Source organism: Cohnella soli (assembly GCF_042655525.1).
GTDB classification, from domain to species: domain Bacteria; phylum Bacillota; class Bacilli; order Paenibacillales; family Paenibacillaceae; genus Cohnella; species Cohnella soli.
This window is the reverse complement of the sequence record NZ_JBHSMI010000067.1, coordinates 437,458-451,567: the sequence shown is the minus strand read 5'-3', so window position 1 is coordinate 451,567 and position 14,110 is coordinate 437,458. Positions and strand designations below refer to the sequence as shown.

The 14,110-nt window shown below is 53.9% G+C and carries 14 protein-coding genes; 13 read left to right on the top strand and 1 reads right to left on the bottom strand.

Annotated features, from left to right (window positions below; all coding sequences use genetic code 11):
• The first annotated feature begins 107 nt into the window (after window positions 1-107).
• The 7 genes from coxB to ACFPOF_RS31275 all read left to right on the top strand — a co-directional run bounded on the left by coxB (window position 108) and on the right by ACFPOF_RS31275 (window position 7,160).
• Complete coding sequence (coxB, locus tag ACFPOF_RS31305; RefSeq protein ID WP_378139722.1) at window positions 108-1,163, top strand: cytochrome c oxidase subunit II; 1,056 nt, start codon at window positions 108-110, stop codon at window positions 1,161-1,163.
• A 60-nt stretch (window positions 1,164-1,223) separates the two neighbouring features.
• Window positions 1,224-3,029: a cytochrome c oxidase subunit I gene (gene ctaD, locus ACFPOF_RS31300; protein ID WP_378140463.1), complete on the top strand. Its 1,806-nt coding sequence runs from the start codon at window positions 1,224-1,226 to the stop codon at window positions 3,027-3,029.
• Complete coding sequence (locus tag ACFPOF_RS31295; RefSeq protein WP_378139720.1) at window positions 3,026-3,646, top strand: cytochrome (ubi)quinol oxidase subunit III; 621 nt, start codon at window positions 3,026-3,028, stop codon at window positions 3,644-3,646. Before ctaD ends, ACFPOF_RS31295 begins: the two co-directional genes overlap by 4 nt.
• Before the next feature lies 1 nt (window position 3,647).
• The gene (locus tag ACFPOF_RS31290) at window positions 3,648-3,971 is read left to right on the top strand and encodes a cytochrome C oxidase subunit IV family protein (protein ID WP_378139718.1); all 324 of its coding nucleotides are present in this window, start codon (window positions 3,648-3,650) and stop codon (window positions 3,969-3,971) included.
• 91 nt (window positions 3,972-4,062) lie between these two features.
• The gene (ctaG, locus tag ACFPOF_RS31285; RefSeq protein WP_378139716.1) at window positions 4,063-4,980 is read left to right on the top strand and encodes a cytochrome c oxidase assembly factor CtaG; all 918 of its coding nucleotides are present in this window, start codon (window positions 4,063-4,065) and stop codon (window positions 4,978-4,980) included.
• A gap of 93 nt (window positions 4,981-5,073) precedes the next feature.
• The gene (locus ACFPOF_RS31280; RefSeq protein WP_378139713.1) at window positions 5,074-5,535 is read left to right on the top strand and encodes a DUF420 domain-containing protein; all 462 of its coding nucleotides are present in this window, start codon (window positions 5,074-5,076) and stop codon (window positions 5,533-5,535) included.
• 425 nt (window positions 5,536-5,960) lie between these two features.
• Window positions 5,961-7,160, top strand: coding sequence for an MFS transporter (locus ACFPOF_RS31275; RefSeq protein ID WP_378139711.1), 1,200 nt, complete (start codon window positions 5,961-5,963; stop codon window positions 7,158-7,160).
• 17 nt (window positions 7,161-7,177) lie between these two features.
• On the opposite strand, the gene ACFPOF_RS31270 is transcribed toward ACFPOF_RS31275, so the two are convergent.
• Window positions 7,178-7,948: a hypothetical protein gene (locus ACFPOF_RS31270; protein ID WP_378139709.1), complete on the bottom strand. Its 771-nt coding sequence runs from the start codon at window positions 7,946-7,948 to the stop codon at window positions 7,178-7,180.
• A gap of 208 nt (window positions 7,949-8,156) precedes the next feature.
• Between ACFPOF_RS31270 and ACFPOF_RS31265 the strand changes: the two genes are divergently transcribed.
• From ACFPOF_RS31265 to ACFPOF_RS31240, 6 genes are all read left to right on the top strand, one after another.
• Window positions 8,157-9,074 (top strand): electron transfer flavoprotein subunit beta/FixA family protein, encoded by a 918-nt coding sequence (locus ACFPOF_RS31265; RefSeq protein WP_378139707.1) that lies wholly within the window; start codon window positions 8,157-8,159, stop codon window positions 9,072-9,074.
• Window positions 9,071-10,105 carry an electron transfer flavoprotein subunit alpha/FixB family protein gene (locus ACFPOF_RS31260; protein WP_378139705.1) on the top strand — a complete coding sequence of 345 codons (1,035 nt, stop codon included), beginning with the start codon at window positions 9,071-9,073 and terminating at the stop codon, window positions 10,103-10,105. The genes ACFPOF_RS31265 and ACFPOF_RS31260 overlap by 4 nt, the downstream gene beginning before the upstream one ends.
• On the top strand, window positions 10,089-11,384 hold the full coding sequence (locus tag ACFPOF_RS31255) for an FAD-dependent oxidoreductase (RefSeq protein ID WP_378139703.1): 1,296 nt from the start codon (window positions 10,089-10,091) through the stop codon (window positions 11,382-11,384). The genes ACFPOF_RS31260 and ACFPOF_RS31255 overlap by 17 nt, the downstream gene beginning before the upstream one ends.
• Entirely contained in the window at window positions 11,384-11,710 is a 327-nt protein-coding gene (locus tag ACFPOF_RS31250; protein ID WP_378139701.1) for a ferredoxin family protein, read from the top strand. The genes ACFPOF_RS31255 and ACFPOF_RS31250 overlap by 1 nt, the downstream gene beginning before the upstream one ends.
• Before the next feature lie 17 nt (window positions 11,711-11,727).
• A complete protein-coding gene (locus ACFPOF_RS31245; protein WP_378139699.1) occupies window positions 11,728-11,880 on the top strand; it encodes a hypothetical protein in 153 nt (50 codons plus the stop codon).
• Window positions 11,881-12,122: 242 nt separating this feature from the next.
• On the top strand, window positions 12,123-14,033 hold the full coding sequence (locus tag ACFPOF_RS31240; RefSeq protein ID WP_378139697.1) for a methyl-accepting chemotaxis protein: 1,911 nt from the start codon (window positions 12,123-12,125) through the stop codon (window positions 14,031-14,033).
• Window positions 14,034-14,110 lie beyond the last annotated feature (77 nt).

Below are 14,110 nucleotides of genomic sequence, written 5' to 3'. Positions count from 1 at the left end.
TAGAGTGCTTGAAGAGCGTTTGTTGCTTGGTCCAACATCCGTGTACATATAGACGCCTCGGCCATTTGGCGGAAAGGCGTCTATGAAAACGTCAAATTGGGGTTGATATGATGAATCGGTGGTCTGTGATGAAACGGCTGCTACCGCTGATGGCAGGTCTCGTACTGCTGCTGTCGGGATGCGGAAGGGATGACCTCTCAACTCTGAATCCGCAAGGACCGGTAGCTGAGAAACAATTCGATCTGATGAAGCTGTCGATCGGCATTATGGCGCTCGTGGTCGTTATCGTGTTCGCCATCTGTATTTTCGTGCTGATTCGCTTCCGTCGCCGCAAGGGCGACAAAACGATTCCTAAGCAAGTTGAAGGCAACCATACGCTCGAAATTATTTGGACTGTCATTCCGCTTGTATTGCTTCTGATTCTTGGCGTGCCAACGATTCAGGACGTCTTCAGCTTCGCCAAAGACTACAGCAAGGACTCGAATGCCGTACAAGTCAAAGTCACGGCACACCAATATTGGTGGGAGTTCGAATATCCGACTTACGGAATTAAAACCGCTCAGGAACTGATCGTGCCCACGGGCAAGAAGATCTCCTTCGAACTGAACGCGGCGGATGTGAAGCATAGCTTCTGGATTCCTTCCATCGGCGGCAAAATGGACACGAACCCGGGCGTTACGAACAGAATGTACCTGGAGTTTCCAAAAGAAGGCGTGTTCCGCGGTAAGTGCGCGGAGCTGTGCGGACCTTCTCACGCCTTGATGGATTTCAAAGCGAAAGCGGTTAGCCAAGCCTCCTTCGATCGTTGGGTTGCAGCGATGAAGGCTCCTGCTGTCATGCCTGCGGACGCCGATCTGGCACAGAAGTTCACAGATCAATGCTTGAGCTGCCACGCGGTGGGCGAGAACGGCGGCAACAGCGCACCGAACTTGACAGGCGTTGGCGGACGTCAGACGATCGCCGGCATTCTGTACAATTCGGATGTCGTAGCGAATCCGGAAAAAGGCGACAAGCCAGTTGAACAAAACATCCACGATTGGGTAACCGATCCGCAGAAATACAAGCAAGGCGCAATGATGCCGTCCGCGGCGGATAACGATTTGACGCCGGAGCAAGTGAGCGCTATCGCCAAATACTTGGCTGAATATAAGCTCGACTATTGATAAGGGAGGTACGTGGCCTTGGCAGCACATGCACACACAGTCAAGCGTTATCGCGGCTTGATGGATTGGCTGACGACCGTCGACCATAAGAAAATCGGCATTTTGTATATGATCGCCGGTTTGCTTTTCTTCCTGATCGGCGGCCTGGAAGCGATCCTGATTCGGGTTCAACTGATGAAACCGATGAATGACGTCGTTTCCGGCGATACGTTTAACGAATTGATTACCATGCACGGGACAACGATGATCTTCCTTGCGGCAATGCCGCTTCTGTTCGCCCTAATGAACGCGGTTATTCCGCTTCAGATCGGCGCGCGCGACGTTGCTTTCCCGTTCCTTAACTCACTCGGTTTCTGGACGTTCTTCTTCGGCGGACTTCTGCTGAACTTGAGCTGGTTCGCGGGCTCCGTTCCGGACGCAGGCTGGACGTCTTACGTTCCGCTAGCTGGTCCGGGATTTAACTCCGGCCACGGTGTCGATTATTACGTTCTCGGCTTGCAGATTGCCGGTATCGGCACGCTGCTCGGGGGCATCAACTTTATGGCGACGATCATCAACATGAGAGCGCCGGGTCTCAGCTTCATGAGATTGCCAATGTTTACGTGGACGATCTTCATTACGTCCGCACTGATTGTATTCGCATTCCCCGCTCTTACGGTAGGTCTCGTCGCCTTGATGTTCGACCGATTGTTCGGCGCGAATTTCTTCGAAGTCGGCAACGGCGGCAGCGGCGTCCTCTGGGAGCACATTTTCTGGGTGTTCGGTCACCCCGAAGTATACATCCTGATCGTGCCGGCGTTCGGCGTTATTTCCGAAGTCGTCAGCACATTCTCCCGCAAACGTTTGTTCGGTTACAGCTCGATGGTATTCGCGACCGTACTGATCGCGTTCCTCGGGTTCATGGTATGGGCTCACCACATGTTCACGACGGGGCTCGGTCCAGTCGCGAATGGGCTGTTCTCCATCGCGACGATGCTCATCGCGGTCCCGACCGGGGTGAAAATCTTCAACTGGCTGTTCACGCTATGGGGCGGTTCGATCCGTTTTACGACGGCAAGCTTGTTCGCAATCGGCTTTATCCCGACGTTCGTCATGGGTGGCGTTACCGGCGTTATGTTGGCTTCCGCGCCGGCTGACTACCAATATCATGATAGCTACTTCGTCGTCGCTCACTTCCACTACGTTATCGTAGGTGGTCTGATCTTCGGTATTTTCTCCGGTTTGCATTACTGGTGGCCGAAAATGTTCGGACGGATGCTGAACGAGAAAATCGGTCAAGTAACGTTCTGGACGTTCTTCATCGGATTCCACATGACGTTCTTCGTGCAGCACTTCCTCGGCTTGCTGGGGATGCCGCGCCGGGTATATACGTACTTGGACGGACAGGGCTTTAATAATATGAACTTGATCAGTACGATCGGCGCATTCTTGATGGGCATCGGAACGATTGCGTTCCTGATTAACATCTTCATCACGTGGGCTAAACCACGCAATGCAGCTGCGGATGCATGGGAAGACGGACGCACATTGGAGTGGACGATTCCGTCGCCGCCGCCAGAGTACAACTTCCAACAAACGCCTCTCGTACGCGGTTACGATGCATGGTGGAAGGAAAAGATGGAAGGCAAGACGAAGATGACGCCTGCGGAACCGATCGGATCGATCCATATGCCGTCTCCATCGATTTTGCCGCTTATTATGAGTATTGGATTGTTCATCGCGGGTTACGGATTTATGTACGACAAGCTTATCGTCGCCGGTGTCGGTTTGGCGATTACGCTCGGCTGCATGGTCATTCGCTCCCTCTTTGACGATCATGGCTTCCATATCGAACCAGAAGAGCAGGAGAAGGGGGTGCAGGCATGAGCGCACACGATCACGTAAATGGCGAACTGCCGCACGAACCGGAGAAAGCGACGCTTGAAGCGCGCAACAAAATTCTCGGCTTCTGGATCTTCCTTGGCGCCGAAACCGTCTTATTCGGAACGTTGTTTTCCGCGTTCCTGGCTCTTCGTCACAATATTGGCGACGGGCCAACCGCTGATGAATTGTTCAAGCTGCCGACTGTATTTGCGGCCACGATGATCTTGCTCACCTCGAGCTTGACGAGCGTGTTCGCTGTCCAAGCGCTTCACCGCCATCAGAAAAAGGCGATGATCGGCTGGCTGATCATTACGGTTCTTTTCGGCCTCGCGTTCCTCGGTCTCGAAATTTACGAGTTTAAGGAATACGTCCATGAAGGCCACGGCTTTACGACAAGCGCATTCAGTTCATCGTTCTACACGCTTGTCGGCTTCCACGGCGCTCACGTAGCGTTCGGGGTGCTCTGGATCGGTCTTGTTATCGGTCAAATTCTCAAAAAAGGCTTGACCGTCGTTACGGCGCCTAAAGTGTATATCTCGGCCATTTACTGGCACTTTATCGACGTCGTCTGGGTATTCATCTTCACCGTTGTTTACTTGATGGGAAAGGTGGCTGGGTAACATGTCGAGCAACCATAACCATTCCGCTTCGGATGAATCGTCTAAACGCCATCGGATCGAAGGACCCCAGAAACATATCGTCGGTTTCGTCCTGTCTCTGGCACTGACGATCATCGCATTCGCGGCCGTATCCGCGGGCGAGATCAACCAAACGTTCACGTACATCATCCTCGTCGGCATGGCGGTCATTCAAGTGTTCATCCAGATGGCATTCTGGATGCATATGAAAGATCGCGGCCATTTGTTCCCGATTATCGGGATTTTGGCAGGCGTGTTCGTCGTTTTCACGATGGTCATCATGGCCCTGTACTGGGTATGGTGGTAAGCGAATAACGTACCAATTCAAGAGAGGCGGGCCACAATCCGTTCTCTCTTTTTTAAATGCGATAACGATCGATTGAAGGGGGCTGGCGGAAATGATGGGATTGGAGTATTTCTCCTTCCGGGACTTGTGGAGTCCGGTATTTATGTTGTTCATGATGGCCGTCATCGTGTTGTATTCGTTCGTGGTCGGTCCTTGGAGACATCGGTTTGCCGGAAGCAAGCCCGTATCGGTTTCCCGCCAGACCGCATTTATTTTGTCGGTCGCGTTGATTTACTTGACGGAGGGCGGGCCGCTCAGCCTGCTTGGTCATCTCATGTTTACGTTCCATATGACGGATATGGCGATCGCCTACATTCTCGTGCCGCCGATGCTGATTTACGGCATTCCGGATTGGCTGTGGAGAGCGATGTTCAAAGCGCCGTTCTGGCGTAATCGGACGTTCAGGCTGATCATGAATCCGATCGTCAGCTTGGGGATGTTTACGTTACTATTCTCGTTCTACCACATGCCGAGCAACCACGACTGGATTATGACCCATTTTACGGTTCATCGGTTGTATTATATCTTGTTGTTCGTTTCGTCAGTGATGATGTGGTGGCATGTCTATTGCCCGGTACCGCAATGGAGAAGGATGTCCCTTCTGCTTACGCTCGGTTACGTATTTATGAGCGGTTTGTTGCTGACACCGGCGTGCGCGATGATTATTTTCGCTGGTGAGCCTCTCTTCGACGTGTATAATGACCCGCAAGTATGGGCGAAGGCAATGGGATATTGTATGTCTGGGGATCCTTCCGTGCTGCTGAGCAAAGTTGAAGGTCCGGCGTTCTTTAACTTGATGAGCGGCAAGGACGATCAACAACTCGGCGGTATTGTGATGAAGCTGGTGCAGGAATTCGTGAACGCGGCAGCGCTTTATACCGTCTTCATGCAGTGGTATCGCAGGGAGCGGGCAAAAGAAGATGACAATGTGACAGATCCGACCGCGGCGGCCAGATTGAACAATCTGTGACGGCTTGCCGGAACGTTTGAACAATGGCGGCGGGACAGGTACAATAGGGTGAAAGCATACGAGCAGTTACGTCGACGGAACGGGTGAAGAGACATGTCGTGGTATGATATTTTTCCGCTGGTCAGCACGAGCTTTATCTTAATTAGCGGCATTCTGGTGGCGATCGGCTGGTCGCTTATTATTAAAAAGAAACGCGAAGCGCACGAGAAAGTGATGGTCGCGGCGGCGATTGCGGCGACTTTGTTTTTCGTTATTTATGTGTCGCGGACGATCTTCATCGGCAATACGATGTTTAACGGACCGGAAAGCTTAAAGACGGTGTACTTGATATTCCTGTTGTTCCACATCGTACTTGCGACGGTCGCTGCGGTATTCGGTATTACAACGTTGACCCTGGCGTACCGCAAAAGCTTCGCCAAGCATCGCAAGTGGGGCAGGACGACGGCGCTTATCTGGTTCGCAACTGTAGTTACCGGCGTAACGGTCTATGTTCTCCTGTACTTGTGTTACCCGGGCGGGCATACGAAACCGGTTATCGAGGCGATATTCGGATAACGATCGGTTGGCCGCGCGGGAGTCGGTTAACGGAATTGGATAGACAGTAGCGCGATGGAGCCGGGGACTTTATGTTCCCGGTTTTTCAATTTTCGCCAGACGGTGGGGGTAAGCGGTCGAGTTGATGCTCGAGACGCACTAAATCCCGTTCGCGGTGGTGAGATCTGGCCGAGTTAATGAGCGAGACGCATTAAATCCCTCGCGAGGCAGGGGTAGGCGGTCGAATTAATGAGCGAGACGCATTAAATCCCTCGCGCGGCAGTAGTAAGTGGTCGAGTTACTGAGCGAGCCGCATTAAATCCAGCCAGCTATAGCGCACCAGGACAACAAAGAGGGGAATCAAACATCATGATAGGGACATGCGCATTCGTTTATATAGGGCAGAAAAGTAAATGGTCGGTGGCAGATAACGGGGGTGTCGCGAGATGAGTGTATCCGATCGGTTGCCATCGAACTTGCACGATATCGGGGGAGAACTTCCCCGATCGAAAATCGCGTCGCTGCTGCTTGTTGTCATTGTCGCGGGCATGAGCCAGGGATTGCTGCTGCCGTTGCTCTCTATTCTGACCGAGCACGCGGGCATCTCGTCGGACCTGAACGGCATGAATTCGGCTGCGCTTTATATCGGCGTATTTTGCACAATGTTTTTCATCGAGAAGCCGGTTGCGAAATTCGGTTACAAGAGAGTCATCTTAACCGGAATCGGGCTCGTTGCCTGTTCGACGATGCTGTTCCCGGCGAGCGACTCGCTTGTCGTCTGGTTTGTGCTCCGCTTGCTCGTCGGGGTGGGCGACAGTTCGCTCCATTACGCGACACAGCTATGGATCGTCAGTTCAAGCCCGGCTAATCGCAGGGGAAGAAACTTGTCCTTATATGGTATGGCATACGGCACCGGATTCAGCGTCGGTCCGCTCGGCATGAACTTGCTGCCGTTCGGGGATTGGGTTCCTTTCACGGCGACGAGTTTGTTTTACGCAGCTGTGTTCCTGCTCGTCATGGGCATGAAGAACGACTATCCGGAACGCGCGGAGAAGAAAAAGACAGGAGACAACCGTTTCGCGAGAACGTATCGAACCGCCTGGTTCGTACTTATTCCGAGTCTGCTGTACGGACTGATGGAGTCTTCGATGAATAGCAGTTTTCCGCTATACGGCGTAAAAATCGGACTAGGCACGGAATGGATTTCTTTGTTGCTGCTCGCGTTCGGAGCCGGCAGTCTAGTGCTGCAATTGCCGCTTGGCATATGGAGCGACAAAATCGGGCGCAAGCCAGTGTTGATGGGGGCCGGCTTCGCGGGGGCATTAATCTTCGCCGCGATACCGTTCGCCGGGGAGACACCTGCAATTCTTATTCTCCTATTTGCACTAGCTGGCGGGCTTGTAGGCTCCTTCTATTCTTTGGGGCTCGCCTACGCAGCGGACATTTTGCCAAAAGCGATTCTCCCCGCGGCGAGTGTCATCGCCTCGATTCATTTCAGCATCGGCAGCGTAATGGGCCCGACGCTGGGGGGTTACGGGCTGCGGTACGTATCGAATCATAGCTTGTTTTTGTTTCTCTCTGCGGCGTTTTTCCTGTTCTCAATCGTCGGCTTCTTGTTCAGACCCAGACCGGCTATGGAACGATAGGAAGAGGCGGGTGGCGCTTAGTCGGGCAGCGGCGTCGATTTGGTTAAAACGAACGTATCTCCGTCAAGCTTAAAGACGTACTTGGCGCGGCTGGGCGGCATGCTCCCCGGCTCACCGTAGCTGTCGAGCTCGATCGTACCGTCGTCATTCAGCTTCGGCAGCGTGCCAGGCAGAAGCGTGATGCGTTCGAGGTGCTTGCTGTTAGCTCCCATATCGAAGCGGAACGGGAAGGCATTGCGATTACGATTAATACCATAAAACGTATACTCCGAGCCGTGGCACTGGTCGACGACGGGGGAGAAATAATACACATCCGTCTCTCCCATCTGAAGCTCATTCAGGCCGATCGTTTCCGACGTACGCACGGTAGATTCGGCGGAGCCATTGCCGATAACTCCTAAATCTTTCACGAGTCCTTCGTCTTTGTTTCGATAGATAACGTGATAAATTCCGCTAAACTCCGATTCTCCTTCTTTCCCGTAACAGGAAGAGGCCTCGACCGTGCCGGATGTTTCCCCTTCCTCTGGGACGATCGACAGCGTGCCGTACCGTCCGCTGCTTTCAGCGCGGTTATAGTTCGCAAGCTTGACAGAGCTGGCACCGATGTCCGTCGCCGCTGACGGGGGCGATGAGTCTATCGCCTGAGCAGACTGGCTTGCAACCGTAGTGGATGCGGGTGCCCCATTCGCTTCGTTCTCTTTGCCCGCGCATCCGCTTGCGCTCGTTGTGGCCAACAGAAGCACGAGCATTCCTACCGATTTATGCATTTTCCCTGTTAACACTTTCATATCCGCCAACCTCTCGAATGTTCTCCCTTTATTATCCTATTTGTATAAACGAAAGCAAGAGGAAACGGGTTGCTGCTCTCGTCGATTCCGGACAAACCCAGTCATGATCGTGCCTCGCGCCTAATATAGATAAGTTGAAAGGTTGAGCCGATTCCTAGGGCTCGGAGTATTCAGACACGCCCTAGCAAGCTCGGAAAGGATGATGCACATGTTGCACATAGTCGCCTGCATTAAGCAGGTGCCCGACACGAAAATTATTAAAATGAATCCGAAGACGAACACGATGGACCGCTCCAGCGCGCCTGCGATTTTGAATCCGTATGATTCTCACGCGGTCGAGGAAGCGGTCCGTCTTCGCGCGCGTTACGGCGGCGTCGTATCCGTACTGACGATGGGGCCGCCGCCCGCAGTGAAGGCGATTCGCAAGTGCATCGAAATCGGTGCCGATGAAGGGTACATGATTACGGACCGGGCGTTCGCTGGTGCAGACACGTTGGCGACGAGTTATGCGCTGACGATGGCGCTCCGTAAAATGGCGTCCGACCGACCGATCGACCTGATCATTTGCGGCAAAATGACAATCGACGGAGACACCGGTCAAGTCGGTCCCGGCATTGCCCGTAGATTAGATATGCCCCCTCTGACCTCGGTCAACAAAGTGGTTGAAATCAACCGCGAGCAAGGTTACGCGATCGTGCACCGCAAGCTGGAAGACGGCTACGAGGTGATTCGATCGACGCTGCCTTGTCTGCTATCAGTGGAGAAAGAGATTAACGAAGTGCCGTATTCTTCGTTGCCGAACGTGCTGAGGGCGGCAAGATACGAGCCTCGTATCTGGTCTGTAGCGGATCTAGGAGAGATCGACAAGACGCAGCTTGGTTTGAAAGGCTCGCCTACAATCGTTAGTTCGGTATGGGCGCCGCAGAAACCGCAAGGCGGTCAGTTGTTCGAAGGAGAGCCGGACGATCAAGTTCGTCAGTTGCTTGAAGTTGTGCTTGCGCGCAAGGAGTTGTTCGCTGTCGGAGCAGCAGCGGGTGCGCCGAGAGTGTCAGGTGCGACGAATGCATCAACTTCCGACGGCTCGAACACGGGCACTGACTCGAGAGCGGGAGGTGACAGACGATGAACTTCGACGACTATCGGGGAGTATGGGTGTTCATCGAGGAGAAGAACGGGGCTGTTGCCCCGGTGTCTCTTGAACTGCTGGGAGCAGGGCGAGCACTCGCGGACAAGCGAAACTCGGAATTAGCAGGCCTATTGATTGGAGAAAACGTAAAGCAACTCGCGCAAACGGCGTTCGAATACGGCGCAGACAAAGTGTACGTATACGATGATTCGATCTATCGTCACTATCGGACGGAGACCTATATGCGCGCGGTGCTCGCTTGCGTAGAAAAGCACAAGCCGGAAATTTTGCTCTACGGCGCGACATCGACGGGCAAAGACCTGGCCAGCGCGGTGGCGACGGATTTGCCGACAGGATTAACGGCAGATACGACACAGCTTGACGTAGAGGCGGATACGGGACTTCTTCTTGCAAGCCGTCCGGCATTCGGCGGAAATATTATGGCGACGATTCTGTGCAAGAAGTATCGGCCGCAGATGGCCACCGTCCGGCCGAAAGTGATGAAGGCGCTTCCCCGCGAAGCAGGGCGCTCAGGAGAAATGGTCGACGAGAGCATTCCGCTCGAAGAAGCGGATATTCGCACGAAAGTGCTTGAGATCGTCCGTTCGACGACGCAGCGGATGCGGATCGACGAGGCGGACGTTATCGTGGCGGGAGGCAAAGGGTTAGGCGGTCCGGCTGGATTCCAGCTTGTGGAGCGCTTGGCGGCAACGCTCGGCGCCGCGGTCGGGGCAAGCCGGGACGTCGTCGAAGCCGGCTGGATCGGACACCATCATCAAGTCGGACAGACGGGCGTGACGGTGACGCCGAAGATCTATTTTGCCATCGGAATTTCGGGTGCCATTCAGCACATCGTCGGCATGCAGAACGCCGGACTTATAATCGCGATCAACAAAGACCCGGCCGCGCCGATCTTCCAATCTTCGCATTACGGCATCGTCGGGGATGCGCTGGCGATCGTGCCGCTGCTGATCGAGGCATTCCAAAATGCGCTGGGCAGAAAGGAAGAGGCCAATGCCGGAAAAGTTTGATGCGATCGTCGTCGGCGCGGGACCTGCAGGAATCGCCTGTGCGTATGAGCTCGGCAAAGCGGGCGTGAACGTGCTGCTAATCGAGCGAGGAGAGTATCCCGGTTCGAAAAACGTTATGGGCGGTGTCCTCTATCGCAAAATGATGGAGGAAATCGTGCCGGATTTCCATAAGGAGGCGCCAATCGAGCGGCCGATCGTGGAGCAGCGGTTCATGATGATGGATAAAGAATCTGCAGTTACGTTTTCCTACAAAGGGATGGAGTGGGCTCAGGAACCGTATAACAATTTTACGGTGCTTCGGGCGAAGTTCGACCAGTGGTTCGCGGCCAAAGCGGTTGAGCAGGGCGCGTTGCTTGTGAACGAGACGGTCGTGCTGTCGTGCATCGTGGAGAACGGCCGTGTCGTCGGAGTGCGGACGGATCGGCCGGACGGGGAACTGCGCGCGGACGTCGTCGTGCTGGCGGACGGGGTTAACTCGCTGCTCGCCAAGTCGCTAGGCTTCCACAAGGAGTTTCGACCCGACGAGGTGGCGCTCGCGACGATGGAAATTCTCAAGCTCGACAAGAAAATCATCGAAGATCGGTTTAACCTCGAAGAAGGCCAAGGCTGCACGATTGAACTGTTCGGCGACGCGACGAAAGGCATTCTAGGCACCGGCTTCCTCTACACGAATAAAGATACGTTAAGTATCGGGGTAGGCACGTTACTGTCCGGACTCATCAAACATAAAATAAAGCCATATGAATTAATGGAGTATGTGAAAACGCACCCAATGATCCGTCCCTACATTCAAGGCGCGGAGGCCCAAGAGTATCTAGCTCACCTGATTCCCGAAGGCGGCTACAAGTCGATGCCGAAAGTCGTCGGCGCAGGGGTGCTGGTCGTCGGGGACGCAGCTCAGCTTGTAAACGCGATCCATCGCGAAGGATCGAACATGGCGATGACGTCCGGGAGGCTCGCGGCGGAGACGATCATCGCGGCGAAGGAGAGCGGAGACTTCTCCGAGGTGGGGCTGGACAGCTACCGGCAGAAGCTGATGAATAGCTTTGTCGGGCAAGATCTGAAGAAGTACAAAGACGCGACGCACCACTTCGACAAGTTCCCGCAATATTTCGATCAGTACATCCCGATGATGAACAAGGCGGCGAGCCAGATGCTGACCGTAGACGGCGCGTCGAAGCGGGAGAAACAGAAGAAAATTTGGCGGGACATCGGACCGACCAAGGCGAAATTCAAAATCGCCCGCGACTTGTACCGGGCCTGGAAGGTGATGAAGTGATGAGCGAGGCACAATCGCCGCAGCCGCAATCGCAGAACGCCGCCAAAGGCGCAACAATCGAGGAGAAGCAATATTTGATCCGTTTTAATGCCGACACGAAATCCCATCTGCGCGTCATGAATACCGAAGTGTGCATGTCGAGCTGCCCGGACAAAATTTGTACCATTTTCTGTCCGGCGGAAGTATACAAATGGGAAAATATCCGCATGCACGTCGGTTACGAAGGGTGTCATGAATGCGGAAGCTGCCGGATCGGCTGTCCTCACCAAAATATCGAATGGGTATATCCGAAAGGCGGACACGGCATCGTATTTCGACTCGGCTAACGAGGGAGAGAGCGCGAATGAAAGTCGGCGATCAGGTCGTCTACGCGCACGACGGCACGAAAGGAACGGTCGTAGAAGTGCAAGGCAACTTGTGCCACGTCATTTGGGAGGATCACTTCAGCAGCTGGGAGCTCGAAGAAAAGTTGATCGTTCAAGAAGCTCGCCCTTGAGAAGGGGCGGGCTTTCTTTTTTGCAACTAACCTAGACTTTAGTCGGGGTTGCTCCACGACTTGATATGAAACGAAAGCTATCCCGAGGGCCGAATGCGAAAGACGTTATATCCGGTATGATGAAGGAGGAATATGCCATTTGCTGAAAGCGAGGTTTTTGCATGAATTGGTACCGATCGTTACGGACTCGGCTTACTTTTTGGTTTTTGGTCGTTGGCCTTGTGCCCATGGCGGCTAGCTCTTTGATTATCTATAACACGACGGCTGTTGATCATGTGGACAGCCAAGTGGCGGTATACCGCAATTTGACTGAAAATAAAGCGAAGAACATGGTAGAGTGGGTCAATCAGCGGGTTGCGGAATTGATGCTTGCTTCGGGGAACGAAACGATGCGCTCGAACGATACCGCAGCGCAGTTGAAGTATTTGGCGGTGCTTCAGGAGCTGTCGGCAAGCAGCAGCGACATGATCCTGTTCGACAAATCGGGAAAGGCGATCGTACATAGCAATTCTCGGCAGGAAGTAGAACAGGTCGAGGACAAGCCCTATTTCAAGAACGCGTTAAGCGGTCAACCGGGCGTATCGGACATTACGGTTTACCGCTCGGGGAGGTCGATGATTTCCATCTCGGTTCCTGTGAAGGACGCCTCGGATAAGCAAACGATTAAAGTGCTGACCAGTACGATTCCGTTCGAAGAGATGATGGACTACTTCTTCAAAGACATGGTCATCGCCAAGGGAGACGGTTATCCGATCGTCATGGACGACTACGGCGTCATCCGGTATGCGCGTCAGAAAGAAGCGATTGGGGTTAAGCCGGAGCAATCTACATTGCCGGATGGCTTGAAGGGCATTCTGTCCCAATCCGAGTTCAAAGGCGATAAAGCCGATTATACCGTAGACGGCGAAACTTATATTGTCACTTATGCGCCAGTGGCTGACACGGGGTTTAGAGTATACTTGCATATGCCATTGAGCGGTATTCTGGGCACCCAGTCCAAGGCGGAGAACACCTTCTTCATGAGCTTGCTCATTTCTGCGGTTGTCACCATCGTCATTGCGCTGCTGATCGTGTTCTCGATTACGAAACCGATCGGCAAAATCGCCAAACGGGTGAAAAGAATCGCCGAAGGAGATTTGACGGGCGATCGGGAGCAAATCAAGAACAAGGATGAGATTGGCGGATTGGCGGATGACCTTCACGCGATGACACTTTCGCTCAGGACGATGATCGGGCATTTGAGCGGCAGCGCCAGCCAAGTGGCCGCAACAGCGGAGAGGCTCGATCTCAGCGCTAACCATACCCGTTCCGCCTCCGATCAAATTGTAGGCATTATGGAACAAGTTGCTGCGGGCAGCGACAGCCAATTGCAGGGTGCGCACCAAAGCTCTCAAACAATGGGAGAGCTTGCTTCCGGAATCCAGAGGGTAGCCGAGTCTTCGTCTGTTGTAGCGGATGCGGCGGCAGAAGCAGGCAAAAATGCGTTGGCGGGTAACCATACGTTGGAACAAGCGATTGCGCAGATGAACAGCATCAGTCGTTCCGTCAATGATTCGGCCGAACGGGTGCGGCAGCTTGGCGGACGGTCGATGGAGATCGAGGCGATTGTGTCCGTTATGTCGGGCATCGCCGGACAGACGAATATTTTGGCATTAAACGCAGGCATTGAAGCGGCAAGGGCGGGAGAGCAAGGCAAAGGGTTCGCAGTAGTAGCCGGAGAAGTGAAAAAGCTGGCCGAACAGTCCAGACAGTCGGCGGAACAAATCAATGAGCTCATTGGGGAAGTCCGCAGTTCGATTGAGCAAGTCGTAGACGCGATGGGTCGAGGCGTTCGCGAAGTGGATAAAGGCATCGTGGCTGTCCGCGATGCGGGAGAAGCGTTCGGCTTGATCGTCCATTCCGTGCAAAACGTAGCCGAGCAGATGCAGGACATATCCGCGGAATCGGAGCAGATGTCCGCCGGAGCGCAACAAGTTACCGCGTCGATGGATGAAATGGTGGCCATCTCGAAAGCGTCCTCCGACGGCGTGCAGACCGTAACGGCCGCGAGCGAAGAACAACTGGCCTCGGTTGAGCAAATTTCGTCATCGGCGGAGCAGCTAAGCCGAATGGCTACCGAGCTGCAGAACGAAGTTAACAGGTTTAAGCTGTAACATGGACAGCCTTCGCTCGATTCGCGCGGAGGCTGTTCTTATTATTCGTCTTGCATGAGCCCGGAAGCTATGGGAGA

Excerpts from the sequence above, each read along its gene's own strand:
- ACFPOF_RS31270 (WP_378139709.1), bottom strand. The coding sequence starts at position 7,948 with ATGAAAGTGTTAACAGGGAAAATGCATAAATCGGTAGGAATGCTCGTG.
- ACFPOF_RS31275 (WP_378139711.1), top strand. The coding sequence starts at position 5,961 with ATGAGTGTATCCGATCGGTTGCCATCGAACTTGCACGATATCGGGGGA.
- ACFPOF_RS31290 (WP_378139718.1), top strand. The coding sequence starts at position 3,648 with ATGTCGAGCAACCATAACCATTCCGCTTCGGATGAATCGTCTAAACGC.
- coxB (WP_378139722.1), top strand. The coding sequence starts at position 108 with ATGATGAATCGGTGGTCTGTGATGAAACGGCTGCTACCGCTGATGGCA.
- ACFPOF_RS31245 (WP_378139699.1), top strand. The coding sequence starts at position 11,728 with ATGAAAGTCGGCGATCAGGTCGTCTACGCGCACGACGGCACGAAAGGA.
- ctaD (WP_378140463.1), top strand. The coding sequence starts at position 1,224 with ATGGATTGGCTGACGACCGTCGACCATAAGAAAATCGGCATTTTGTAT.
- ACFPOF_RS31250 (WP_378139701.1), top strand. The coding sequence starts at position 11,384 with ATGAGCGAGGCACAATCGCCGCAGCCGCAATCGCAGAACGCCGCCAAA.
- ACFPOF_RS31255 (WP_378139703.1), top strand. The coding sequence starts at position 10,089 with ATGCCGGAAAAGTTTGATGCGATCGTCGTCGGCGCGGGACCTGCAGGA.
- ACFPOF_RS31265 (WP_378139707.1), top strand. The coding sequence starts at position 8,157 with ATGTTGCACATAGTCGCCTGCATTAAGCAGGTGCCCGACACGAAAATT.
- ACFPOF_RS31295 (WP_378139720.1), top strand. The coding sequence starts at position 3,026 with ATGAGCGCACACGATCACGTAAATGGCGAACTGCCGCACGAACCGGAG.
- ctaG (WP_378139716.1), top strand. The coding sequence starts at position 4,063 with ATGATGGGATTGGAGTATTTCTCCTTCCGGGACTTGTGGAGTCCGGTA.
- ACFPOF_RS31280 (WP_378139713.1), top strand. The coding sequence starts at position 5,074 with ATGTCGTGGTATGATATTTTTCCGCTGGTCAGCACGAGCTTTATCTTA.
- ACFPOF_RS31260 (WP_378139705.1), top strand. The coding sequence starts at position 9,071 with ATGAACTTCGACGACTATCGGGGAGTATGGGTGTTCATCGAGGAGAAG.